Annotated in this window: 22 protein-coding genes; 16 read left to right on the forward strand and 6 right to left on the reverse strand. The window is 64.6% G+C overall.

Features of this window, described 5'->3' with window-relative positions:
- Positions 1-411: 411 nt before the first annotated feature.
- From ABIB95_RS25505 to ABIB95_RS25560, 12 genes are all read left to right on the forward strand, one after another.
- Positions 412-2,745 carry a mechanosensitive ion channel domain-containing protein gene (locus ABIB95_RS25505; RefSeq protein ID WP_354243098.1) on the forward strand — a complete coding sequence of 778 codons (2,334 nt, stop codon included), beginning with the start codon at positions 412-414 and terminating at the stop codon, positions 2,743-2,745.
- Positions 2,746-2,844: 99 nt separating this feature from the next.
- A complete protein-coding gene (locus ABIB95_RS25510) occupies positions 2,845-3,843 on the forward strand; it encodes a tripartite tricarboxylate transporter substrate-binding protein (RefSeq protein WP_354243101.1) in 999 nt (332 codons plus the stop codon).
- Positions 3,844-4,005: 162 nt separating this feature from the next.
- Positions 4,006-5,658: an NAD-dependent malic enzyme gene (locus ABIB95_RS25515; RefSeq protein ID WP_354243104.1), complete on the forward strand. Its 1,653-nt coding sequence runs from the start codon at positions 4,006-4,008 to the stop codon at positions 5,656-5,658.
- Positions 5,659-6,006: 348 nt separating this feature from the next.
- Positions 6,007-6,399, forward strand: a complete 393-nt coding sequence (locus ABIB95_RS25520) for a BlaI/MecI/CopY family transcriptional regulator (protein WP_014493096.1) — start codon at positions 6,007-6,009, stop codon at positions 6,397-6,399.
- Complete coding sequence (locus tag ABIB95_RS25525) at positions 6,396-8,915, forward strand: M56 family metallopeptidase (protein ID WP_354243107.1); 2,520 nt, start codon at positions 6,396-6,398, stop codon at positions 8,913-8,915. Before ABIB95_RS25520 ends, ABIB95_RS25525 begins: the two co-directional genes overlap by 4 nt.
- A gap of 110 nt (positions 8,916-9,025) precedes the next feature.
- Positions 9,026-10,222: a serine hydrolase domain-containing protein gene (locus ABIB95_RS25530; RefSeq protein ID WP_354243110.1), complete on the forward strand. Its 1,197-nt coding sequence runs from the start codon at positions 9,026-9,028 to the stop codon at positions 10,220-10,222.
- 11 nt (positions 10,223-10,233) lie between these two features.
- Positions 10,234-10,932: a S41 family peptidase gene (locus ABIB95_RS25535; protein WP_354243113.1), complete on the forward strand. Its 699-nt coding sequence runs from the start codon at positions 10,234-10,236 to the stop codon at positions 10,930-10,932.
- A gap of 241 nt (positions 10,933-11,173) precedes the next feature.
- Positions 11,174-12,634: a DUF1800 domain-containing protein gene (locus tag ABIB95_RS25540; RefSeq protein WP_354243115.1), complete on the forward strand. Its 1,461-nt coding sequence runs from the start codon at positions 11,174-11,176 to the stop codon at positions 12,632-12,634.
- 2 nt (positions 12,635-12,636) lie between these two features.
- The gene (locus ABIB95_RS25545) at positions 12,637-13,887 is read left to right on the forward strand and encodes a DUF1501 domain-containing protein (RefSeq protein WP_354243117.1); all 1,251 of its coding nucleotides are present in this window, start codon (positions 12,637-12,639) and stop codon (positions 13,885-13,887) included.
- A gap of 30 nt (positions 13,888-13,917) precedes the next feature.
- Positions 13,918-14,085, forward strand: a complete 168-nt coding sequence (locus ABIB95_RS25550; protein ID WP_354243120.1) for a hypothetical protein — start codon at positions 13,918-13,920, stop codon at positions 14,083-14,085.
- Between the two features lie 152 nt (positions 14,086-14,237).
- Complete coding sequence (locus tag ABIB95_RS25555) at positions 14,238-14,753, forward strand: septal ring lytic transglycosylase RlpA family protein (RefSeq protein ID WP_063979766.1); 516 nt, start codon at positions 14,238-14,240, stop codon at positions 14,751-14,753.
- Positions 14,754-14,870: 117 nt separating this feature from the next.
- A complete protein-coding gene (locus tag ABIB95_RS25560) occupies positions 14,871-15,026 on the forward strand; it encodes a hypothetical protein (RefSeq protein ID WP_166343542.1) in 156 nt (51 codons plus the stop codon).
- 322 nt (positions 15,027-15,348) lie between these two features.
- Here ABIB95_RS25560 and ABIB95_RS25565 read toward each other — a convergent pair whose 3' ends face one another.
- From ABIB95_RS25565 to ABIB95_RS25575, 3 genes are all read right to left on the reverse strand, one after another.
- Positions 15,349-15,654 (reverse strand): hypothetical protein, encoded by a 306-nt coding sequence (locus tag ABIB95_RS25565; RefSeq protein WP_014493104.1) that lies wholly within the window; start codon positions 15,652-15,654, stop codon positions 15,349-15,351.
- Positions 15,655-15,765: 111 nt separating this feature from the next.
- Positions 15,766-16,038 (reverse strand): hypothetical protein, encoded by a 273-nt coding sequence (locus ABIB95_RS25570; RefSeq protein ID WP_063979744.1) that lies wholly within the window; start codon positions 16,036-16,038, stop codon positions 15,766-15,768.
- A gap of 130 nt (positions 16,039-16,168) precedes the next feature.
- The gene (locus tag ABIB95_RS25575) at positions 16,169-18,859 is read right to left on the reverse strand and encodes a flavin-containing monooxygenase (protein WP_354243124.1); all 2,691 of its coding nucleotides are present in this window, start codon (positions 18,857-18,859) and stop codon (positions 16,169-16,171) included.
- A 190-nt stretch (positions 18,860-19,049) separates the two neighbouring features.
- Here ABIB95_RS25575 and ABIB95_RS25580 point away from each other — a divergent pair, with 190 nt between their 5' ends.
- Positions 19,050-19,298 (forward strand): hypothetical protein, encoded by a 249-nt coding sequence (locus ABIB95_RS25580; RefSeq protein WP_063979742.1) that lies wholly within the window; start codon positions 19,050-19,052, stop codon positions 19,296-19,298.
- A gap of 82 nt (positions 19,299-19,380) precedes the next feature.
- Entirely contained in the window at positions 19,381-20,853 is a 1,473-nt protein-coding gene (locus tag ABIB95_RS25585) for a carboxylesterase/lipase family protein (protein WP_354243127.1), read from the forward strand.
- 7 nt (positions 20,854-20,860) lie between these two features.
- Here the strand turns inward: ABIB95_RS25585 and ABIB95_RS25590 are convergent, their stop codons facing one another.
- The gene (locus tag ABIB95_RS25590) at positions 20,861-21,040 is read right to left on the reverse strand and encodes a hypothetical protein (protein WP_014493109.1); all 180 of its coding nucleotides are present in this window, start codon (positions 21,038-21,040) and stop codon (positions 20,861-20,863) included.
- Positions 21,041-21,200: 160 nt separating this feature from the next.
- Between ABIB95_RS25590 and ABIB95_RS25595 the strand changes: the two genes are divergently transcribed.
- Together ABIB95_RS25595 and ABIB95_RS25600 are read left to right on the forward strand one after the other, a co-directional pair.
- Positions 21,201-21,995 (forward strand): DODA-type extradiol aromatic ring-opening family dioxygenase, encoded by a 795-nt coding sequence (locus ABIB95_RS25595; protein WP_354243129.1) that lies wholly within the window; start codon positions 21,201-21,203, stop codon positions 21,993-21,995.
- A gap of 516 nt (positions 21,996-22,511) precedes the next feature.
- A complete protein-coding gene (locus ABIB95_RS25600) occupies positions 22,512-23,282 on the forward strand; it encodes a phosphorylase family protein (RefSeq protein WP_354243131.1) in 771 nt (256 codons plus the stop codon).
- Positions 23,283-23,306: 24 nt separating this feature from the next.
- On the opposite strand, the gene ABIB95_RS25605 is transcribed toward ABIB95_RS25600, so the two are convergent.
- Together ABIB95_RS25605 and ABIB95_RS25610 are read right to left on the reverse strand one after the other, a co-directional pair.
- The gene (locus ABIB95_RS25605) at positions 23,307-23,990 is read right to left on the reverse strand and encodes a nucleoside deaminase (RefSeq protein WP_354243134.1); all 684 of its coding nucleotides are present in this window, start codon (positions 23,988-23,990) and stop codon (positions 23,307-23,309) included.
- Positions 23,991-24,304: 314 nt separating this feature from the next.
- Positions 24,305-24,565, reverse strand: coding sequence for a SemiSWEET transporter (locus ABIB95_RS25610; RefSeq protein WP_028150382.1), 261 nt, complete (start codon positions 24,563-24,565; stop codon positions 24,305-24,307).
- Positions 24,566-24,617 lie beyond the last annotated feature (52 nt).

Consider the following 24,617-nt stretch of genomic DNA (forward strand, 5'->3'; position numbering starts at 1 on the left):
AAACCGCGAACGGCACGCCGGGTAAAGGTTTAGCGGGCTGCATCAGTGAGGCAAAGCCCCTACCTACCCGGCGCTGTATTTTGCATCACACCGATCGTGTCGGATGGCCGTGATGCGGCCGCCATGACAGGCGCTTTGACATCCTGCTTTCTCCTCCTCCTCGCCGTCATTCCGGGCCGACTCCCGGAATGACGGGAGGGTTTTGTCGCGCGCATCGCACTCGGTCGATGTTCGGCCGCGCGGAGCCGACGGTTCCCGTTCCTGCACTGCGGCAAATGCCAAGAGAATGTCGCCTCGTTGGCCAACTTCCGACACAGCGCCGGGGCGAATAGCGTCGATACGACATGACGCAGTGCTTCGGCGGCGACAGTCCCGACTCCGCCGGCGCATGCGCTTTTCCAGGGAATCCTCGTGTCGCACAAGCTTGCCCCGGCGTTCCTCGCCGCTCTCTTCATCGCGATCTCATCTCTTTCCACCGTCCGCGCCGAGCCGCCGGCCGCCAACAGGGCTGCCGCACTGTCGCCGGAGGAAGCCAAGCGGGCGCTGGAGACGCTCCAGGACGACAAAAAGCGTGCGCAGATGATCGATACGCTGCGCGTGATCGCGAATGTGCCCGGTCAGCAGCAACCCGTGCCCGCGGCGCCCGAGCAGAAATCGCCGATCCCGCTCTCGGCCGACGGCCTTGGCGCACAGCTCCTGCTCACGGTGTCGGAAGAGATCGGCGAGATCTCGCGCGAGATCGCCGACGTGGCGCGGACGCTGACGCATTTCCCCGCCTTCTATTACTGGATCGTACGGACCGCCAACGATCCCGTCGCCTACAACCTCCTGATCGAGATCGCGTGGAAGCTCGCGCTGGTGCTCGGCTGCGCCATTGCGGCGGAGTGGGTGATCTTCCGCGCGATCCGGCGGCCCGTTGCCTTCCTGGAAGGACGCGTCCCGCAAACCGCGCGCCTGCCGGCGCAGGTGCTGCCCATCGCCGATCCGCCGTCATCGGTCGCCGATGTCACGCCTGCGCCCGATCTGCACAAGCGCCGCCACAGTCTCGCACGTGTCTGGCAATTGCTGCTGCGGCTGCCCTTCGTGTTCGGGCGTCTCCTGCTCGAACTGCTCCCCGTGTTCGTCTTCATCGGCGTCGCAACCGCACTGCTCGGCACGGAGATCGGCGATCCCGCAACCGTCCGCCTCGTGATCCTCGCCGTCGTCAATGCCTATGCGTTCTCGCGCGGGCTCATCTGCGTCGTCCGCGCGCTGGCGGGGCCGTTTGGCCTGGTTCCGGTTCGGGCAGAAACCGCGGCCTATATCGAGATCTGGGCGCGGCGCATCGTCGGCGTCGGTGTCTCCGGCATCGCCTTCGCCAATGTGGCGCTGCTGCTCGGCCTGCATCGTGCCGGCTATGCGGCGCTGCTGCGCATGGTGTTGCTGGTCGTGCATCTCTTCGTCGTCGTCATCATCCTGCAATGCCGCCGCCAGGTCGCCGAAGCCATCCGCGCCCCGGCGGAGCGGCAAGGGATCGCGGCGCGACTGCGCAACCGCATTGCCGGCGGCTGGCACTATCTCGCCATCGCGCTCGACCTCGCGCTGTGGGCGGTCTGGGCGCTCAACATCCGCAATGGCTATTCGCTGCTGCTGCAATATTTTGTCGGCACCGTAGTGGTGGCGCTGATCACGCGCGTCGCCATCATGGTGACGCTGAGCCTGATCGACCGCGGCTTCCGCATCAAGCCGGAGATCCTCCAGCGCTTTCCGGGCCTCGAGATCCGCGCCAACCGCTATCTGCCGCTGCTGCGCAAGATCGTATCCAGCGTGATCGCGTTCATCGGCTTCGTGGCCGTGCTCGAAGTCTGGGGCGTCGACGCCATCGTCTGGTTCTATGGAGGCCAGATCGGTAGCCGGCTGATTTCGGCGGTTGCGACCATCGGCATCGCTGTGCTCATTGCTGCCGCCGTCTGGGAAGCCAGCAACGCGCTGCTGGACCGCCAGATCAATACGCTGTCGCGCGACGGGCACTACGCCCGCGCGGCGCGCCTGCGCACCTTCCAGCCGATGCTGCGAACGGCGCTGCTTTGCTTGATCGCCACTGTCGTCGGCCTCACCGCGCTGAGCGAGATCGGCGTCAACGTCGCGCCGCTGCTGGCCGGCGCCGGCATCGTCGGCATCGCCATCGGCTTCGGCTCGCAAAAGCTGGTGCAGGATCTCATCACCGGCCTATTCCTGCTGCTGGAGAACACGGTCCAGGTCGGCGATAATGTCAGCGTCTCCGGCCTCTCCGGCGTGGTCGAGAACGTCTCGATCCGCACCATTCGTCTGCGCGCCGGCGACGGCGCCGTGCACATCGTGCCGTTCAGCGCGGTCACGACCATCACCAATGCCAGCCGCGGCGCCGGCAATGCATCCGTCAGCGTCAATGTCGCCTACAAGGAGGACACCGACCGCGCCGGCCAGATCCTCAAGGACATCGTCGAGGAGATGCGCCGCGAGCCGGAGTTTCGCGCGGCAATTCGCGGCGACCTCGATCTGTGGGGCATCGACAAGGTCGATGGTGCCATGGTGTCGATCGTCGGCCAGATCCGCTGCACGGAGGCGGGCCGCTGGCCGGTCCAGCGCGAATTCAACCGCCGCATGAAGCTGCGCTTCCAGCAGAACGGCATCGAGGTCGCATCCCCGGTCCAGACCATCCTGATGCAGATCGCGCCGCCGGCTGATGGCGCCGCCAATCTGGCCCCGCGGCGGGCGGCTGGTTAGCGCTCGGCATAATTTCCAGCTTGCCTCTGCCCGCCTGGCAGCGTTCACTCCGGCCCCAGCCCGCTGACAACATGCGGGCGATGAAAAAGGGTGGATGGAATGCAGGGGCTGTGGGCCGGACTACGCGGTCATGTGATCGTCATTTGCGCATTGATCGGATCAGCGGCGTGGGCCGCACCGGCGGGCGCCCAGCCGTTCCCGTCGCGCCCCATCACCCTCGTGGTGCCGTTCGCGGCGGGCGGCCCGACCGACACGCTGGCGCGGATCCTGTCCGAGCGGATCGCCGCTCAGCTGCACACGACCGTCGTGGTCGAGAACGTGGCCGGTGCCTCCGGCAGCATTGCGGGAGCCCGCGTTGCGCGCGCGACGCCTGACGGCACGACGATCACGATCGGTCATTGGGGCACGCATGTGCTGAACGGCGCGATCTTCAAGCTGCCCTATGATGTGATCGCCGATTTCGAGCCGGTCGCGACGATCGCGATGGGAACGCAGCTGATCGTCGGCCGCAAGTCGCTCGAGGCCAACAATCTGAAAGAGATGATTGCGTGGCTGAAGGCCAGCCCCGGCAAGGCGACTGCTGGCACGGCTGGTGCCGGCACGGGCGCGCACGTCGCGGGCGTCTTCTTCAAGGAGAAGACCGGCACTGATTTCCAGTTCGTGCCTTATCGCGGCGCCGGACCCGCCATGATCGATCTCGTCGCAGGCCAGATCGACATCATGTTCGACCAGGCCTCGAACTCGCTGCCGCAATACAAGAACGGCGCGATCAAGGCGTTCGCAGTGACGTCGCCGACGCGGCTCGCGTCCGCGCCTGATATCCCGACCGTCGACGAGGCGGGCCTGCCCGGTCTCTACATCTCCTACTGGCACGGCATCTGGGCACCGAAGAACACGCCGAAGGAGATCGTCACAAAGCTCAACGCGGCCATCGTCGCGGTGCTCGCCGATCCATCCGTGAAGGAGCGCTTCGGCGAATTGGGTCAGGAGATACCGCCGACCGAGCAGCAGACGCCCGCAGCGCTTGCGGCCTTCCAGAAGGCCGAGACCGAGAAATGGTGGCCGATCGTGAAGGCCGCGGACATCAAGCCCGAGTAGTCCTACTACGTTAACCTCTTCTCGCGCGCAAATGCCGGCTCTTCGCGAAATCTCGCTGCGGTGCGAGATCACAATCGAGCCTTGAGTCTCTACGTCCTTGATCTCAGGTGAGCGCTGGCCGACAATGCTTGCCCTTCAATAAGAAACTCCCTGGGGGAATTCGTGAATAGACCTGCTCGGGTCAGCGCCCATTCGACATCATCCGACCCCGCTCACGGCATGACGCTGCTGCGCGATCCCTTGCTCAACAAGGGCACCGCCTTCACGGAAGCGGAGCGCGACGCGCTCGGCCTTCGCGGCCTGCTGCCGCCCTGCGTACTGACGATGGAGACCCAGGTCGAGCGCGTACTCACCAATCTGCGCACGCTGCCGACGGACCTTGAAAAATACGTCGCGCTGAATGCGCTGCATGACCGCAACGAGGCGCTGTTCTTCCGCGTCGTCGTCGACAATATCGACGAGATCCAGCCGATCATCTACACCCCGACGGTCGGGCTCGCCTGCCAGAAATACGGCCTGATCTTCCAGCGGCCGCGCGGCATGTTCATCTCATCGCGCGATCGCGGCCAGATCGCGGAGATCCTGAAGAACTGGCCCTATCCGGCCAAGCTGATCGTCGTGACCGATGGCGAACGCATCCTTGGGCTGGGCGATCTCGGCGCCAACGGCATGGGCATCCCGGTCGGAAAGCTCTCGCTCTATTCCGCCTGCGCCGGCGTGCATCCCGAGCATTGCCTGCCGATCGTGCTCGACGTCGGAACCAACAACGAAGAGCTCTTGAATGATCCCTATTATCTGGGCCTGCGCGAGCGGCGGCTGACCGGCGAGGCCTATGACAGCTTCGTCGACGAGTTCATGCAGGCTGCGCGAAAGACGTTTCCGGGCGTGCTGATCCAGTTTGAGGATTTCGCCAATCACTCGGCGTTCAAGCTGCTGCACAAATATCGGGACGAGGCCTGCGTCTTCAACGACGACATCCAGGGCACCGCGGCCGTGGCGCTCGCCGGCCTGTTCTCCGCGCTGCGCGTCAATGGCGGCAAGCTCAGGGATCAGCGTATCCTGTTCCTCGGTGCGGGCGAGGCGGCAACCGGCATCGCCGATCTCGTCGTCTCCGCCATGATGGCGGAGGGGATTTCCGAGGCGGAAGCTCTCCGGCGCAACTGGCTGGTGGATTCCCGCGGCCTCGTCGTCGGCGGCCGTGATGGCCTCTCTGGCCACAAGCTGCGCTATGCCCATGCCGGCCAGGCGCCGATCGCCGATTTCCTCACCGCGATCAAGACGCTGAAGCCGACGGCGATCATCGGTGTCGCCGCGGTCGGGGGCGCCTTCACGCCCGAGGTGCTCAAGGCGATGGCCGCGCTCAACGAGCAGCCCATCGTGTTCGCGCTCTCCAACCCGACCTCGAAGGCCGAATGCTCGGCCGAGGATGCCTACCGCTATACCGAGGGCCGCGCACTGTTCGCCTGCGGCAGTCCCTATGATCCGGTGAAGCTCAACGGCCGCACCTTCGTGCCGCGCCAGGGCAACAACTCCTACATCTTCCCCGGCGTCGGCCTCGGCGTCATCGCCAGCCGTTCGCGCCTGGTGACGGACGAGATGTTCATGGCGGCCGCCCATACGCTAGCCGATTGCGTCGGCAGGGAGGACCTCGCGCAGGGCAGCCTCTATCCGGCCCTTCCTCGGATTCGCGAGGTCTCGGCCCGCATCGCCGTTGCGGTGGCAGACGTCGCCTACCAGCGCGGTCTCGCCGACGGCCCCGCTCCCAACGACGTGAAGGGTCTGATCCAGTCCCAGATGTACGAGCCGCAGTACTGACGCTCACAATTTCAGCCGAACGTGTGAAGGCAGCCCCTCACCCCAACCCTCTCCCCGTAAGAACGGGGCGAGGGAGTGCGACAGTGGCGCGTCCATTACATCGATAGCAGCCAGATCGTTCGCGGTGACGCTTCTTAACCTCTCCCCGCTCTTCAGCGGGGAGAGGTCGGATCGCGCGAGCGATCCGGGTGAGGGGCAAGGCACGCTGCTGGCCAGAATCGAAAGTTTACCCGTCTCGTCAGGCCGGCCCACGACGCCATTTTAGGTGGAATCGCCGTTGCGCGGCGCGGCCGCATATGCGACGATCTGTAGCGTTACAAGAAAACTCAATCCGCAAGGTCAGATGCCATGGACGATCGTTTGCCCGAACTGGGCGACCTCGAGCACGAGGTCATGCAATTGGTTTGGGCCCATGGTCCCGTTACGGCCGAGGTCGTGCGCGAGCGGCTGTCGCGGCGTCTGAAGGAATCCACGGTCCGCACCGTGCTGCGCCGGCTGGAAGAAAAGGGCTATGCGCGGCACACCGTGGACGGACGCACCTACGTCTACCACGCTGCGGAAGAGCGCGCGCGGGTCGCGGCCAAGGCGGTGCAGCGTATCGTCGACTGGTTCTGCAACGGCTCGATGGAGGAAGTCCTCGTCGGCATGGTGGACAATGCGATGCTCGACCAGCAGCAGCTGCGTACACTGGCCGACCAGGTGGCCAAGGCGAAGAAGGCGAGGGGAGTGAAGAAAGAATGATCGCAACTCTGGCTGAGGCGGCGCTACGCTCCTTCGTGCTGGGAGGCGTCGTCTGGTTCGGTCTCAACCTGTTTCGCGTGCGCAATCCGCACGTCCAAATGACGGCGTGGGTCGTCGTGCTGCTGGCATCGCTGGCGATGCCCTTCGTGATGCATTGGCCGACGCTGACGATCACCCGGATGCCTCTGCCGGTATCCGTGCCGGATGATTTCCTGCCGGCCGACATCTCGATGCTGGAGGCCCCGCAACCCGCGCTGCCGATTCCGCCGGGCGCGGCTGTCGTGGCGCCGGCAAATGCTGCTGTATCGATCAATTGGTGGCTGGTCGCCACCATCGTCTATGCCGGCGTCGCCGGCGCGTTGCTGCTGCGGCTGGCCATCGGTCTCTGCCTGACCTGGCGTCTGGCACGCGCGGCAAGGCCGATGAGCGGCTCGCAGCTGATCGACGCCGACGTGCGCGTCAGCCGCGAGGTCGGCGGTCCCGTCACGTTCGGCTCGACCATTCTGGTGCCGCCGCAGTTCTCCGGCTGGGATGCGAAGAAGCGCCTCGCGGTGCTTGCGCATGAGGGCGCGCACGTCGCCAATCGCGATTTCTATGTCCTGCTGCTCGCCTCGCTCAACCGTGCAGTGTTCTGGTTCAGTCCGTTCTCGTGGTGGCAGCTCGCGCGTCTCGCCGAGCTTGCCGAGATCATCAGCGACGCCGAGGCGATCGAAGTCATCGACGACCGGTGGTCCTATGCCGAAATCCTGCTCGATGTCGCAACCAGCGTAAACCCGCGGCCGGTGGAGCTCGCGATGGCGCGGGTATCGACCGTGCGCGCACGCGTCGAGCGCATCATCGCGGCCGCCGCCATGCCCGTCGCGGTCGGCTGGCGCAAGCGGCTGTGGATCGCAGCCGCGATCATTCCGGCTGTGATCGTGTCCGCCGGCATGATCGCCTATCGCACCCCGGATCCCGTGCCCGTCGCCGCGGATACCGGCGAGGTGCCGGCCCAGCATTACCGCCCCTTCGTCAATTTCTACGCCATGGGTCCTGCCTCGGTGTTTGCCATCTTCCGCGAGGGCGACGACCTCTACGGCCAGCTCACCGGACAGCGCAGGCTGCGCCTGACGGTTGGCAGTGACGGCACCGCGGCCTACGCGGCCTCGTCCGGCGAGATCACGTTCCCGCTCGATGCGGAGCGCCGCTCCTCCGAGCTGACGCTGCGCATGAACGGCCGCGATATCCGCGCGGTTCGCGTCGCCGAGATGCCGACGGCGGCCGTCGACCCCGCGTCGCTCGATCAATATGTCGGCTGGTACAGAATCGCGCCGAACCGCGTGCTCACCCTGCGGCGTGACGGCGATCGTCTCTGGTTGCGTGAGACGGGACAGGGCGCAACGCAGGTCCTCGCCGAGGGCGCTGACGCCTTCTCCTTCCGCGGCGACCATCTCTTGATCTTCCTGCGCGACGAGCAGTCAAAGGTCGCACGCGTGGTGGTCCAGAGCGCGATGTTCGGCGCTCGCCTCGCGCCTCGCGTCGATGCGGCGGTGGCGCAGGCGGTCGAGGCGGACTTCACGCGCCGCCTTGCGGAAGTTCCTGACAGGTTCAGGGAGCAGGTCCCGGTCGCGGGCGGCAAGGAGATGATCTTGCGCGGGATCGAAGACCTGCGCGCCGGAACGCCGAACTACGATCGCATGAGTGCGCCGCTTGCGGCCAAGGTCCACCGGCAGCTCAATGAAATGCGCGAGGCGTTCCAGGCGCTCGGCGTGGTGGAGTCGATCTTCTTCCGCGGCGTCGGCCCCGGCGGCTATGACATCTATGGCGCGAAGTTCGAGAACGGCACGGCCGAATTCCGCCTGATGATCGAGCCCGACGGCAAGGCCGGCGACGTCATCTTCCGGCCCGACGGCAATGACGAGCTCGGCGGTATCGTGCCTTGCTCCGAGGAAGCGCGCGTGCGTGGCCGCGCCGGCACTTCGCCGATCAGGATCATGATCTATAACGAGATGGGCGACGACATCCAGGTCTTCAATCTCGACGCCGATGGCAATCGCAGGATGCAGAGCACCGTCAGGCCCAACGTGTCCTGGGCGTCCACGACCACCGTGAACAATCCCTGGGTGATTGCCGACAAGTCTGGGCGGTGCCTCGAGGTCCTGCTGCCGGGGCGGCAGACACGCTTCCACAATGTCGAAGCGTCGAACATCGGCGCGCGGCCGGGGCGCGCGGCGCGCCGCGCCGTTCCGATCGCCAATGGCGAGGAGATGCTGCGCCGCTATATCGAAGGCGTCGGCAAGGGCCAGCCGGACTACGAGCGCATGACGTCGGAGGTGGCCGACATCACGCGTCAGCAGCTTCCGTTCGACCAGGCGATCCTGGCGCGGCTCGGCGCATTGCGCGCGGTTTCGTTCCGTGGCGTCACCGCGCTCGACAGCGACATCTATGTCGCCCAGTTCGCCAACGGCTCGGCGGAATGGCGCATCGGCGTCAGGAACGGCACGATCACGAAGATCGCGCTCGGACCCAATTTCTAGCGGTTCACATCTGCCGCAGGAGTGCCTGCTCAGACTTGTTGTGCTTCTGCGGAGACTGCGGAATGAGACTCGTCGCATCGATGTGGGCGATTCCAGTTGGACTGTGCCTGTTGGGGACCGCGTTCGCCGATGACCTCGCGACGCCGGGCGATGCAAAAAGCCTGGGATTCTTGGCCGCGCGTCTGGCGCGGATCGCGCCGTGGTATCAGGCGCGCTTCGATTCTTTCTCGCCGTCGGACGGCCTTCTCCCCGGCGCCGTCGTCGCCATCGCGAAGGGCGGCAAGCTCGCCTATTTGCAGGCCATCGGATTTCAGGACCGCGCCAAGACCGTCCCGATGAAGACGAATTCCATCTTCTGGATCGCCTCGATGTCCAAGCCGGTGGCCAGTGTCGCCGCCATGATTCTGGTGGATGAGGGCAAGCTCGACCTCGACGCGCCCGTCTCGCAATATCTGCCGGAGCTTGCGAACATGCGGGTCGCTTTCCAGAAGGCGGACCCGGCGACAGGCGAAATGGAGTACGGGCTCGGTCTGCCAAAACCAGCAAAACGTGCGATGACGGTTCGCGATCTGTTGCGCCATACGTCTGGCCTGATCTATCCGGAGCTCGATTTTGCCTACCCGGAACGGGGCCTTGCCGACGCAAGCGCCGACTTCGGGATCCGGACGATCCATGGGCTCTACGGCTTGAGGGCCGTGCGGAGACGCGACACGACATTGGCGGAATTCGTGTCGAGCCTGGCCCACCTGCCGCTCGCGCACGAGCCCGGCGAGGTCCATGAATATGGCTGGAGCGCCGAAGTGCTGAGCCGGGTCGTTGAAGTGGCGTCCGGTCAGCCCTTCGATCAGTTCCTGGAGAGCCGCATCTTTGGTCCGCTGCATATGGTCGACACCGGCTTCTTTGTGCAGAAGGAGAAGCTCGATCGGCTCGTCGATTCTCCCATGCCGGAACGGCCGCCGATCTGGGATGTTACGACGCCGCCAAAGTTGTTTTCCGGCGACGGCGGACTCGTATCGACCGCGCCCGACTATCTCCGCTTTTGCCAGATGCTGCTCAATGGCGGCGAGCTCGATGGCGTGCGCGTGCTCAGCCCGCATGCGGTGAAGCAGATGACGACGAACGCACTGCCATCGGGTGTCACCATCTTCGGAGGTGACAGGTTGGCGCCCGCGCGGGAACAACCTTCGGGCTTGGCTTCGCCATCCGCGCCGATTCGGTCCAAAGCTGGATCCCGGGAGCGGTTGGAAGCTTTTCCTGGGCTGGACATTGGAGCACGTATTTCTGGATCGATCCGGCCGAGCAATTGATCGGCGTACAGATGGTCCAGGCGACGCCCGGCAGCAAAGGGCGCCAGGCGGTGCTGTATTCGGGGATCAATCACCTCGTCTATGGTGCATTGACGATTCCCGAGTCGACCGCCGTCCCGCCGGCTGCGCGGGTGACCCTGAGCCCGGAAGCGCTCGCCGATTATGCCGGAACCTATGACTTCGGCGCCACGGTGAGCTCGCGTGACAGGCAGGGCCTGGCCGATGGCAAAACCGGATGGCTTGGAATCGGGAATTTCGTCGCCATGGAGCAGGAGGGGCTGAGGATCAACAAGCCGAACCCTGGCGGCGGCCCCGCAACCAAGGCCGGTGTGACGGCGGGTGACCTCATCACTGAAATTGACGGCGCGCCGCTGAGAGGCCTCGCGCTCGCCGATGTCCTGGCCAAGCTGCGAGGGCCAGCCAACTCGACGATCAAGATGAAGCTCGTCCACAAGGGGCAAGACGGCGTGAACGACCTCAGTGTCGTGAGAGCCGACCGCCGTGTCAATTCGGTCCGGCTTCAGGTTCGCGTCGCGGAAGGCAAGCTCGTCGCGGAAGCGACGGGGTCTGGCCGGTCCTCGAATTCGAGAAGGGCAAGGCGACCCCGTTCGTGGCGACATCAAGCAACGAATTCACCGCAGCCGACGAAGATCATACCCGGATCGCTTTCGTCAGGGACGCCGCGGGCAAAGTCTCTGGGCTCATCTTGAATCCTGGGCCTTGGGAGCAGCACGCGGCGAAGATCGCGCTCGGGCCGAATTTCTAGGCCTCTCACGCGCGTCCGCCGGGCGGCGGATGCGCGCTTGTTCTACCGAGATAGTGCAGCGGCGTTTTCAATCCCGGCTTGCACAAGCCGATCTCTAGTGTTACGGTCTGTAGCATTACGGTTCGTAGTCCGCACGCGGCAATATCGCGCTGCCGTCGGGTGGCTCGGAGAATTGGGCGTTCGCCATGAGCAATTCTGCAAAGGCTGAAGCGGTGCTGGCGCTTCATCGTTTCGGGATGGGGCCGCGACCGGGGTCGGTTGCCGCTGTCGGGACAGATCCGCGCGGCGCGCTGATTGCCGAGCTCGACCGGCCGCTGGTGCTGACCGCAGCGGCAAGCCTGCCTTCCAGTGCGAAGGCCTATCGCACGGTGGCCGACGCCAATGCGCGGCGCGCGGCGCGCGCCAAGCAGGCGCAGCAGCAGGCGAAGAAGCAGCAGACGGCGGCGCCCGTCATGTCCGAAGATCAAACGCAAGGGCAGGCGCAAGGCCAGGGCTCCGCGAAGGATGCCGCCGAGATGGCGGCCAAGCAGGCGGCCGACGCCGTTCCCGATCCCGGCCGTCCGATCTACTTGCAGGAAGCCAAGCTGCGCATCGAAGCCGCGCTCGCCGCCGACATCGGCTTCGCCGAGCGGCTGGTGTGGTTCTGGTCCAATCATTTCTGCATCTCGGCCTACAAGATCCAGAGCATGTCGGGTGCTTACGAGCGCGAGGCCATTCGCGCAAATGCGCTCGGCCACTTCGTCGATCTTCTGCTGGCGGTCGAAGGCCACCCGGCGATGCTTTTCTATCTCGACAATCTGGGCTCGATGGGCGCGAACTCGATCGCCGGCATCAACCGCAGCCGCGGCCTCAACGAAAACATTGCGCGTGAGATCATGGAATTGCACACGCTGGGTGTGCGGACCGGCTACACCCAGGACGACGTTATCAGCTTCGCCAATGTGTTGACGGGATGGACGCTTGTTCCGCCCGGAGACAATCCCGAGCACGGCGGCGAATTCACCTTCAATCCGCGGCTGCACGAGCCCGGCGGGCAGACCGTGCTCGGCAAGCGCTACGAACAGGAGGATGCCGAGCAGGGCCGCGCCGTGCTGCGCGACCTCGCTGCGCATCCGGCGACCGCGACCCATGTCGCAACCAAGCTCGTACGGCATTTCGTGGCCGACGAGCCGTCTCCGCCACTCGTCGAACAAATGGCGAAGACGTTCCGCGACACCGAGGGCGATCTCAAGCAGGTCGCGATCACGATGGTCTCGTCGGACGACGCGTGGCGCGGGCCGCCGTCAAAACTGAAGCGTCCGAGCGAATGGGGCGTTGGCATGGTGCGCGCGACAGGGATTACGGTCGTCGACCCCACGCGTTTCACGGCGGGCCAGGAGCTGCTCGGCGAAGGGCTGTGGCGGCCGTCGGCGCCCAAGGGCTATCCGGATGACGAGGCAAGCTGGATCGACGGCATTGGCCGGCGGCTCGACATCGCCAACAATTTTGCCGAGCGCGTGGCGGCCACTGCTGATCCGCAGGGGATCATCGAGGACGTCTTCGCATCGCAGATCGCGCCCGAGGTGAAGCAGGCGGTCGGCCGCGCCGAGAGCCGCCAGCAGGCGCTGGCGCTGCTGTTCATGTCGGCAGATTTTCAGAGGAGGTGAGCATGGGCTTCGTCAATCATTTGCCCACGCGGCGCGAGCTTCTGGTCGGCTCCGGTGCGCTGTTCGCGTGGAGCCAGATGCCGCGGATCGCACGCGCCGAAGGGCGCGATCCGCGCCTTCTCGTCGTCGTCCTGCGTGGCGCCCTCGATGGTCTCGGTGCGGTCGCGCCGGTCGGCGATCCCGATTGGGTCGGCTTGCGCGGCGATCGCGCGCTGGTGCTGGACGGCAAGCCGCCGGCGCTGCCGCTCGATTCCTTCTTCGCGCTCAACCCGGCGATGCCGAACCTGCACCGGCTCTACAAGACCGGCAAGGCCGCAATCGTCCATGCCGCCGCGACGCCCTACCGCGAGCGCTCGCATTTCGACGGCCAGGACGTGCTGGAGAGCGGGTTCACCAAGCCCGGTGCCACCGCATCGGGATGGCTCAACCGCGCGCTGCTCGCGATGGAGTCGGGTGGGCGCGTCGATCCGCGCGGCAGCCGTGCGCTCGGCATCGGCTCGGTGACGCCGCTGGTGGTGCGCGGCTCGGCGCCCGTCATGACATGGGTGCCGCAAAAACTGTTACCGGCGAGCGAGGACACGCAGAACCGCCTGCTCGATCTCTACCGGCACACCGATCCGAAGCTTGCGACCGTGCTCCAGGCACGCATGAAGCTCGCCTCGCTCGGCGGCGCGCCCGGCACGGGCGATCCGATGTCGGACGATCCGACATTGATGCCGCCCGGCATCGCGCGCGTGCGCGCCTATTTCGCCGAAGCCGCCGGCACCGCCGCGCGCTATCTCGCCAAGCCCGACGGCCCGCGCGTCGGCGCGATGGGCTTCGTCGGCTGGGATACGCACATCGCGGAAGGCGCAGCGTCAGGCCAGCTCTACAATCTGCTCGGTGCGCTCGATGGCGCGTTTGCCGCGATCGAGAGCAACATGGGCGAGGTGTGGGGCGAGACGGTCGTCGCCGTCGTCACCGAGTTCGGGCGCACCGCGCGCATCAACGGCACGCAGGGCACGGATCACGGCACGGGCACGGTCGCCTTCCTCATTGGCGGCGCGCTCACCGGCGGCCGCGTGATCGCGGACTGGCCGGGACTGAAGTCCGCGCAACTGTTCGAGGATCGCGACCTCAAGCCGACCACCGATCTCCGCGCCATGCTGAAGGGCCTGCTCAGGGATCATCTGCGCGTCGAGGAGAAAGTGCTGGCGGATGCGGTCTTCCCCGGCAGTGCTGACGTCAAGCCGATGGGAGGCCTCGTCGGCTGACGGCGCGGCCGTCGCAACCGGATCGGGTCCATGATGTGCACACTGACGCAACGGGAACTCGACTTTCTCGCCAGCCTGAAAACCGGCTGGCGGCGGCTCTATCGGCGCGAGCTGATGCGGCTCCTGAAAGGGGAGACCGAGGCGAGCGACGCGCAGCCGGAGACGCGCTCGATCGTCTGGCGTGTTGTATCGGGTTAGTTTTTCGCGAGTCTGGCTCGACTTAGGACACGCCACTGTGGTGGAATCGCCACAGCCGGCGCGAAACGGTCGTGGCCCTAAGCCTGCTTTCCTTCAGCCAAGGTTCTGCCCTCATTGCCCGCCGAAACTCCGGGCAGTTCGGAGGGCGTACCATGTCTCGCATTGCACGTGCCGAAAGTGCCCGAATTTCCCTCGCAAGCTCATGCCGGTTGCTGCTCGCCATCGTCGGTGCCGCATCGCTCGCCGCCTGCGCACAATCGCCGGTCGGCCGCCAGAAGGCCGATCTTGGCACCTATCGGCAGGCTGCGGTCCAGCGGCCCCATAGGGTAGCGGCCTTGCATCCGCGTCCGATCAGCCGGGTACGCGTCCCCGACCGTGACGCAAAGCAAACCGCTTCGCACGGCGTTGCCAGCTTCTATTCGGACACGGAGACCGCGAGCGGCGAGAGGTTCGACAAGAACGAATTGACCGCGGCGCATCCCAGCCTGCCGTTCGGCACCAAGCTGCGCGTCACCGATGTCTCCTCAGGCCGCTTCGTGACAGTCAGGGTCAACGATCGCGGGCCCTATGTTCGCGGGCGCGTGGTCGACATCTCGCCGTCCGCGGCCGAGGCGCTCGGCATGGTCGACAAGGGCATCACCAATGTCCGGCTCGACGTGGTGCGATAGAGCGCGATTGATTGACTTGAGCCGCCCCGCTTAACCGAGTGTTAGTCGCCCTGGCGCACCATGGGTGCCCAAACAAGTCGGGGCTCCAAATTTGGAGTCCTCGGGGGGAGGCGGCGTTTGAACACGATCCAGTATCTCGAAGATCAGGCCGCGCGCGCCGAGCGGCTCGCCAAACGGATCACGGATACGCTGACGATCGAAAAGCTCCTGACCTTCGCCGGCGAACGCCGCCGCGAAATCGAGGTCATCGCCGGCAGGTACCGGCGCGCCTGATAACCATGCACTGAACGCATTCGCCCTCGCTGCGAGGCGCGGAACTTCTGTTCGTCTCTGGCGTCATGTCAATGATGAATGTGGAGGAGTAAAGTCATGGGTTTTGGACGAGGTGCTTTGCTTTGGCTGCTTGGCGTGCCGCTGCCGATCGTTCTGCTGCTGGCATTGTTCTGGCACCACTAGAGCATGATCCAGAAAGCGTGACGTGGTTTTTCCGATAAGATCACGCATCAAACAATGATGTTGCCACACGAAAAGCGCCGCGGAAGCGGCGCTTTTTTTTGCCTGCGATTTGAAACGTATCAACGAGGACGAGGCGCGGTCAGCTATGGCTCTCGACGAAGTCGCTGAGATAGTCGGGAAGCCGGACGCCATCGATGTCGCAGCGCGCCTTGATCTCGCCGGCGATTTCGGTCGAGATGTCCTTCATCCAATGCTCGAGCGTGTTGAACGAGATCACCTTGATCGGATCGTTGAAGCAGCCGGCGACAAGCTCGCCAATCGTGGCTTCAAGATCGCTTCGTTCGATGCGGATTTCAGTCGCCTTGTCGCGGCGATCAATCACCACGAACAGGGTCTGGTCTGCGCCATAGGGCACGACCGCGGATGGTACGCCGGCTTCAAGCATCTTGGGGCTCTCGTCTCGACTTCCGATCCCGGTTAACGGGAAAATCCGGTAGAAGGTTCCTGCCTCATGAAAAGCTTGTCGCGCGCGTGCAGCTTCCGCGTCTGCACGCAATCAGAGAAATTCTCTCAACCGCGATAGCTCGATGACATGCTCGGGCGAGAGGATATCGGTGACCAGCGGCGGCTGCGCAATCGTGTGAATCTCATAGAGATGCCTGGTCGTGGCCGGCTTCTCCATGAAGGCCGATATGCACTGGTCGAGCGTACCTTCGCTCACCTGATAAGAATCCCTGTCCGGTCGGCGCTGGTTCGCAAGCGACGGCCATTTATGCAGGGTTGCAGGCGCTCCGAAATCGACCTTTGAATCCGCAACCACGTCTCCCATCGTCCCTCACGCAACAAAAATTGCCCCAACACGCGGATCTGCGTGCCGGGGCCCACACCTATCACTGCATCTTAATGCCAAGCGCTTAACGCAGCAGCCGGGAAAAGGTTCCCGGCCGCCTTGTCGCAAATCAGCTCGCGGCCGCCGCGATTCTGTGGCCCGGGCTGGCATGATCGTGGCTATCCTCATCGCCGCGGCTGACTTTCGGCGGAAGCCCGGCGAAGCGCCGCAGGGCTTCGGCCATCTGCACCCGACCCGCTACACCGGTGATCACCACGTCGACCATCGCAAAGGACGAGTGGAAATGGCCGCGCGCCCTGAACTGCTCGACCGGGACGCCGGCGGCCGCCATTGCCTCGGCATAGGCGATGCCCTCGTCGCGCAACGGGTCGAATTCGCAGGTGACGACCAAGGCCCGCGGCAGGCCGGCGACGTTGCCGCGCAGCGGCGAGACGCGCGGATCGGTGCGGTCGGCCGGTGAGCAGTAGAGGTCCCAGAACCAGTGCATCAGCGAGCGCGTCAGGAAATAGCCGGTCGCATTGTCGTTGTAGGAGGGCCGGTCGAAAGTGCAATCGGTGACCGGGCAGACCAGGAGCTGGCCGGCGATCTCAGGCCCGCCGCGATCGCGAGCAAGCTGGCAGGTGACGGCGGCGATGTTGCCGCCGGCGCTCCAGCCCGCGACCAGCACCGGGCCCGGCCTGCCGCCAAGCTCGGCCGCATGCTCGGCGATCCAGCGCGTTGCCGCATAGCCGTCCTCGGCCGCGGTCGGGAAACGATGCTCGGGCGCGTGGCGATAGCCGACGCTGACGAACATCATGCCGGTCCGCCGCACCAGATCGCGGCAGAGCGGCTCGTCCGATTGCTCGTCGCCGAGCACCCAGCCGCCGCCGTGGAAATAGACCACGACCGGATGGGGCCCCGGCGTTGCCGGCTTGTAGATCCGGTAAGGCAGCGGGCCGTCCGCGCCGGGCAGCGTGCCGTCGACGATTTCGCCGATCGGCCGTCCCGCGGGCCGGCCCTTGTTGAACTCGTTGACGAAGGCGCGTGCGCCGAGCGCGCCCATCGACTCGATCGGCGGCAGGTTCAGCGATGCCAGCAGGTTCAGCACCAGCCGCACATCAGGCTGCAGGCATACCACCTCGCCGTCGTTGCATTGCGCGGCGCCGTTGGGGCCGGTCAGCTTGAATCCGAGCATGCCGCGGGCCGTGACCTCGTCGCAAATGCTGCGATAGGGGCCGACGCCGCCGGTGTAAGGCATCAAGCCCTGCACCTTGCCGGGGACGTTGGCGCCCGTGTACCAGGTGTTGGCGAGCCGGTGCAGGGTCACCATCGAACAGTCCGTCATGTGCCGGCCCCAGCCGGCCTGCGCCGTCTCGGTCGGCTCGATCGTGGTGAAGCCGGCGTCGCGCAGAGCAGCGATGCGGTCGACGACCCAGTCGACATGCTGCTCGATCGACACCGCCATGTTCGACAGCACCGACGGGCTGCCGGGCCCGGTGATCATGAAGAAGTTGGGGAACCCTTCGACCGTGACCCCGAGATAGGTCTGCGGCCCTTGCGCCCAGACATCGGTCAGCGACTTGCCGCCGCGTCCGGTGATCGGATGCACGGCGCGGATCGCGCCGGTCATGGCGTCGAAGCCGGTCGCGAACACGATGACGTCGACATCGACGCTGCGCCTGGCCGTCGTGATGCTGTTCGCGGTGATCGCCTTGATCGGCTCCTGGCGCAGATTGACCAGCGTGACGTTCGGCCGGTTGTAGGTCGCGTAGTAATTGGTATCGAGGCAGGGGCGCTTTGCGCCGAAGGGATGGTCGTGCGGCATCAGCGCCGCCGCCGTCTCCGGATCCTTCACGGCAGCGCCGATCTTCTCGCGGATCAGCTCGCCGATCAGCGCATTGCCGTTGAAGTCGACGCCCTGGTCGGCCCAGAGCTGCGTCAGGATGTGGACGAGGTCGCCGGCTGCCCAGGCACGTTCGAACCGCTCACGACGCTCGGCATCGCTCAATTGCCAGCTCACGACGGTTTGCTGCGGATAGGGCACGCCGGTCATCGACTGTCGCGCCTGCTCGCGATAGGCCGCGCGGTCGCTCTGGAAAATATCCATGCGATCGGATGGCGAGGGGCCGTTATGCGCCGGCAGCGCGAAGTTTGGCGTGCGCTGGAACACGGTCAGATGCGCGGCCTGCTCGGCGATCAGCGGGATCGACTGGATGGCTGACGACCCCGTGCCGATCACGGCGACGCGCTTGCCGGCGAGATCGACGCCGTCATGCGGCCAGCGCCCGGTGAAATAGACTTTGCCCTCAAAATCCTTGACGCCGTCGATCTCGGGCGGCTTCGGCGCGGAGAGGCAGCCTGTGGCCATGATGTAGTGGCGGCAGGAGACCGGCGTGCCGCTGCTCGTGGTGAGCTGCCAGCGCTCAGTCGCTTCGTCCCATTTGGCTTCGGTGACCTTGGTCTTGAAGCGGATGTCGCGGCGCAGATCGTAGCGATCGGCGACGAAGCCGAGATAGCGCAGTATCTCGGGCTGGGTCGCGTATTTCTCCGACCAGGTCCACGCGTTATCGAGCTCGGGATCGAAAGTGTAGCTGTAGTCGATGGTCTGGATATCGCAGCGGGCGCCGGGATAGCGGTTCCAGTACCAGGTGCCGCCGACATCGCCGGCTTCCTCGAGGGCGACCGCCGTGAGGCCGGACTTGCGCAGGCGATGGAGAAGATAAAGGCCGGCAAATCCGGCACCGACTACGGCAACGTCGACTTGTTGGGCTGTTCCACTCGCCGCTTTGGACTCACGTGCGGCGACCATTGCGTCTGGCATGGTATTCCTCCCGTGTCTTTTGTTTTGCCGGCAGGCTATCGCCGCAGGCTTGGCTTGTCATCAGGACAGGTACAATCTTCGGTAGTCGTTTGCGGCACCATCGTGGCCGCGCGAAGGTTGCGGCGATACACGCACCGCGATGCACAACCGCCGGGATTGTCCGGGCTAATCAGACCACATCCTTCTGTGTATGCTTGCGGTTACAAGCCACGCGTACCAACCGGACGTCATGACAGAGTTGAGCGAGCGGACGAAAGCCAACATGGACGTCGTCCTGGAGCAGACGTGCCGCCAATTGCCGCACGGCGGCGATCACGACAGCCGCAGGTTCATCGCCGAACGCCTGATCGAGGCGGCGCAATCGGGCCATTCCACGCTTGGTGAGCTCGGCATCGTCGCACGCCGCGCGCTGGCGGAGATCGTCGCCAAGGGCGGCTAGACGGACGCCGCCGAGCTTGCCTCATCGCGGGCCGCAGACGTAACCTGTCGGGGAACCTTTTGGCGCATCGAGATCCCCCAGGATGCGGCTCCAGTTTGCCCTCGTTGTGGCGTCTTCACTCCTCTGCTGGGACGGTGCGGCCGTCGCTCAGGCGGTCGGGCAGTTTCCGTTCGCGCTGACGCGTGAAGGACAGATGCTCGGCGCCGTCGAGGGCGAGGTGGCGTCGTTCAAGGGGCTGGCCTACGCGGCGGCTCCGGTCGGCGCACTGCGCTGGCGCCCACCGCAGGTAACGGCCGAGAACCCCGAGATGCGCACCGCCTATGAGTACGGCGCGCCGTGTCTTCAGCCCTCGCTGCCTGATACGAGCGAGGACTGCCTCACGCTCAACGTATTCCGTCCCTTCGGCGTCGACGGCCCGCTGCCGGTGATGGTCTTCATCCATGACGGCGGCTTCGTCAGCGGCACCGCGAACGATCCGCTGTTCGACGGTGCAAAGCTCGCGCAAGCCGGCCTCATCGTGGTCACCGTGAACTATCGTCTCGGCGTGCTCGGCTGGCTCACTCATCCCGCACTGTCGGAAGGTGGCTCCGGAGATTACGGCCTGATGGACCAGATCGCGGCGCTGCATTGGGTGCACGACAACATCGCAGCCTTCGGCGGCGATCCGAACAATGTCACCTTGTTCGGCAGCGGCGCAGGCGCGACGTCGATCGCGCTGCTGATGCTGTGTGCGCAATCGCGCGATCTGTTCCAGAAAGCCATTCTGCAATCGCTGCCCGGCCGTGCGCGCCTGCGCCCGGTGCAGGAGGCGGAGGATATGGGCCGGCAATTCGTGGCGGCGCTTGGGCCGCAGGCGGATTTGCGCGTCGCCGCGCCGGCGCGGCTGCATGCTGCCGAACAAAAACTGCTCGCCAAATCCGAGCGCAGCTTCGGGCCCGCGATGGATGGAATCCTGGTGCGCGAAGACGTGGCCGCGGGATTTGCGGCGGGACATGAAAGCCGCATCCCACTCATGATCGGCTCGAATGACGACGAGACGCGTTTCGACGGCGAGCGGGAGGTCAAGGAGACGCTGGCGTCCTCGGGCGAGAGCAGCGATGAGCTGCGCAAGCTCTATCCTGACATCGCCAGGCCATCGGAGCGCGCAGCCAAATTCTATACCGACAAGGTTTTCTCCGAGCCGGTCAGGCTGCTTGCCCGCCTCCATGCGGCAACCGGTGCGCCAACGTTTCGCTATCGCTTCGCTTACGTGACCGAGGCCCGACGCACAAATCCCGACGAAGGGCACGGGCGCGAGTTGCAATTCATCTTCGGCGCGGAAGGCGTGCCCGGCGCGGGGCCGCTCACATGGGGGGATCGCGAGGTCGCGACCCGCATGCGCGGTTACTGGATCAACTTTGCGAAAACTGGCAATCCCAACGGCCCGGATCTGCCGCATTGGGACGCGGCCGCAGGCCGCGATCGCCTGCTGCTGATCACGAACGATCGCATCGCGAGCGGAGACGACCCCTGGTCGGATCGCCTGGACCGGCTTGCAAGTGAGAGCAGAAAATGAGTTGGGCTTAGGCCGCGAGCTCGACGCGCGGCGCCGGGCTCAGCCGGTGTTCTTCCAGATGGTCCATCGCGCCGTCCTTCTCGACGGCGTAGAACTGCTGACCGTCCTTGGACCTGTAGGCGGCGCGAACGACGCCGCGGCGGCCCTTGTCACTGTTGACGACGTCCCCCAGCGCAAACTTCTTCATCTCACGTCTCGCTTGTCTTCAGGCCGACTCCTTCGGCCATGGCCGGATTGTGGGCGGCAAATCGTTAACGACTTGCTAACCATACCGGTTTGCCTATGCTCGCCGCCGTTCGCGCGGGCAGCTCGCACGCGCATGTGGTCAACGAGACGAGCCGGCATCCATGACGCGATTTCCAACCCTGTTCCTGTCGCATGGCGGCGGCCCATGGCCCTTCATGGAGGACCGGCGGGTGCAATATGCCAAGACGGCCGCGGAGTTCGGCCGGCTGCCGCAGCTTCTCCCCGAGAAGCCCAAGGCCGTGCTCGTCATCACCGGCCATTGGGAGGCCGAAGCCTTCACCGTGTCGACCTCGGCGCATCCGCCGATGGTGTACGACTATTACGGTTTCCCCGAGCATACCTATCACCTCAAATATCCGGCGCCTGGCAAGCCCGAGCTCGCTGCGGAGGTGAAGGCGCTGCTCAAGCACGCCGGCCTCGATTGCCGGGAGGATCCCAATCAGGGTTTCGATCACGGCACCTTCGTGCCTCTCGGCCTGATGTATCCGAACGCGGACATGCCGATCGTGCTGTTGTCACTGAAGGCGAGCTACGATGCGGCCGAGCACATCAAGGTCGGGCAGGCGATCGCATCGCTCCGCGACGAAGGCATCTTGATCGTCGGCAGCGGGCTGACCTATCACAACATGCGCGGCTTCAACCGGCCGGAGTCCAAGCCGGTCTCGTATGATTTCGAGGCCTATCTGAACGAGGCGATCAGCAACCTGGATGCGGCGCGCCGCAACGCGATGCTGGTTGACTGGGAGAACGCGCCGAGCGCGCGTCTCGCGCATCCCCGCGAGGACCATCTGCTGCCGCTGATGGTGGCGGCAGGTGCCGCCGGCAGCGACGTCGGCAAGCGCGTCTTCGTCGACGAGGTCGCGAACGTCGCGATGGCGTCGTATGTGTTTGGATGAATCGTAGGGTGGATTTGCGCAGCGTAATCCACCATCGAGCCGCAATGAAGGTGGTGGATTACACTGGCGGACTGCGCTTCGCGCAGCCGCGGGCTAATCCACCCTACGGGGTTCCGACTAAAAATGTCGAAAACAACCCCATGCACAGTAGAACGGCCCAGCAAATAGAATGGCTTAGCAGAGTACTTTTGCCGGGCAGGATACGCGAGCGGTATTTCGACGGGTTTGACACGTCGGGCAAAACAGCGGCAAAATTCGATCATGGCACCGCTCTCGCTGAAGCACAGCGATTCACGGCATTTGCGAGGAGTCCGCTTTGGGTTCGTTGCGCCATTGAAGGTGCGAGTCTCCGCCGCGATCAGGTGGCAGCTGTGGTGTCCGAGGCACAGTTCTCCAACAACTGGCTTCCAATCGCGAGGCCTGTCGATTTTGTCTAGACGGACAGTGCTAGTGCCGGCTTACTCTTGATTGTCCGAGTCTGGAAATACTTCGGTTTCAGGATTATCGACGCCTCTGATGACGCTGCATGTCACGGTCAACGACGCTCAGACTGGCGCCCCCCGCTGTGACGTGAAGGCGGTCATCGCCGTAGTTGGACTTGCGATCGAGGCCAGAATAGCCGGCGCGCCAGCGATGATCGCTGAAGGTGACCGGACCGCCTTTGACTTGCGTGACGCCATCAGACATGGCGCGCGCGGCATTATCAGTTTCGGAGTGTGCGGCGGGCTAGATCCGAAGCTCCGACCAGGTAACATTGTCATCGCCTCGTCGGTATTTGCCGCGAAAGATGAAGCTTATCCAGCTGACCTCCCCTGGGCCGAGGAGCTCCTTCGGATGATCCCGGGTGCCAGCTACTCTGCGATAGCTGGTGTCGCTTCCCCGATGACAAGTCTTGAAGAGAGACGGGATTTCCATGGCATCACCGGGGCGGTTGCCGCCGATATGGAGTCGCAGATCGTCGCTCGAATTGCTTCCGAACTCAGAATTCCCTTTGCCGTCTGTCGTGTTGTTCTAAACCCTGCTCATCGAAAACTTCCGAGGGCAGCGCTCATAGATATTGGGCCCGCAGGTAAGCCTGAACTGCGCAAGATTGGACGTTCGCTTGTTCAAGACCCGGGGCAACTCCCTGGTCTTGGCCGGCTCGCCGTTGACTCTGTCATGGCGGTGATGGCTTTGCGCAGCGCCAAGCGACGGCTCGGAGCTCACTTTGGTTTCCCGCACCTGTGTTCACGAGACCGAGTCCCCATTCCGACGCGTGCACTTGAAACGATAGCCACTCGCGCCTGATCCTGCAGCAGCGCGCTCCCGATCTCAGACTCCAGGCTTGTCCAGGTCCGAGATGGTGTTTGAATCTGCACGCCGGCGCAGGAAGACGTTACTCACCGAAAGAGCCGGCGCGGCCAAAATATCCGCCAGCGCGTTCCAGGAAAACGTTGGCCGAGGCGCGCCCGCGTGGCACGAAGTCGGCTCGGCCGCTCGTCCGAAGCAGCCTCGTCGTCTCATAAATCGCCAGGCGAGCGGGTTCCAGTCGCGCCAAACCTGCTCGGCCCTTTGGGATAGCAAGCCAGAGACGATTTCTGGCGCAGGTCCGAAGACCTCAGGCAGTTTGCTCGACAAACTGTTGTCCGACAGAACGTCCCATCTCGAAAATCCGCCCATGATCGGAGATGAAATCGCGAACACCACGCGACCAATCCGCGCCTCCCGTGCCGGGAAAGAACACATTGGGCAAGGTTCGACGATTGAATACAAGGTGCAATCCGGCAAACGCTTTTGTTTTAGAATCTTCTGCGCCTCTGAAAGAGCCACGAGTTCCGCGTGTCGGGTCACGTCGCATTCCGATGAAACGTGGTTGGTCGCTTCCGCGATGACCTGTCCTCGAGACGCGATTACGGCGCCGAATGGCAGCTCTCCTTGCTTCACCCCTTGCCGGGCGAGTTCGAGGCACCTTTCCATCATTCGCAGATCTTGGACGTCAACTTCTGATCTACTCATAGGCGCCCCCCTTGGGAACGCGAGATCGGTGTTGAGAATGCGTCTGTCGCCGCCCCTTCATATTACGGCGGCGTCGTAGCGACGAAGAATGTTTCCGGCGCCGCTACCGAGGCGGCTCCTGCGGCCTGGCATATTGGCAATTAAGCAGCGGGCTACAAACAGTCTGACTTGATCTGGATCAAGGACCGTTACCTTTCAGGTACCGCACGGACCACACGATGATCGATTGTCCATGTCGGCTCCGGGGCCCCTCGAAAACAGACATCCCGGATTTTATGGGTACACGCGCCAATCCGCTCTACGCAGCTTCAACCTCACCCATACCTCAGCTTCATGAACAGGATACCGCCGGCGAGCACCATGGTGATGGCGTTGGCCGCGACCAGCGGGGCGTCGCCAGAGAGCAGGCCGTAGATGAGCCAGAGCGCCAGGCCCAGCACCATGACCAGGAACATGCCGAGCGAAATGTCGCGCGCCGAGCGGGTCTTCCAGACCTTGATGAACTGCGGCGCGTAGGCGACGGTGGTGCAGGTTGCGGCGGCAAAGCCGATCAGCTTGATCGCGAAAGGGTCCATGTCGGCTCTATAGCATGGATTCGACGGCGGCCGTGTTTCTGGTGCGGGCATC

It is taken from the genome of Bradyrhizobium sp. LA2.1 (assembly GCF_040547725.1).
In the GTDB taxonomy this organism is placed as follows: domain Bacteria; phylum Pseudomonadota; class Alphaproteobacteria; order Rhizobiales; family Xanthobacteraceae; genus Bradyrhizobium; species Bradyrhizobium barranii.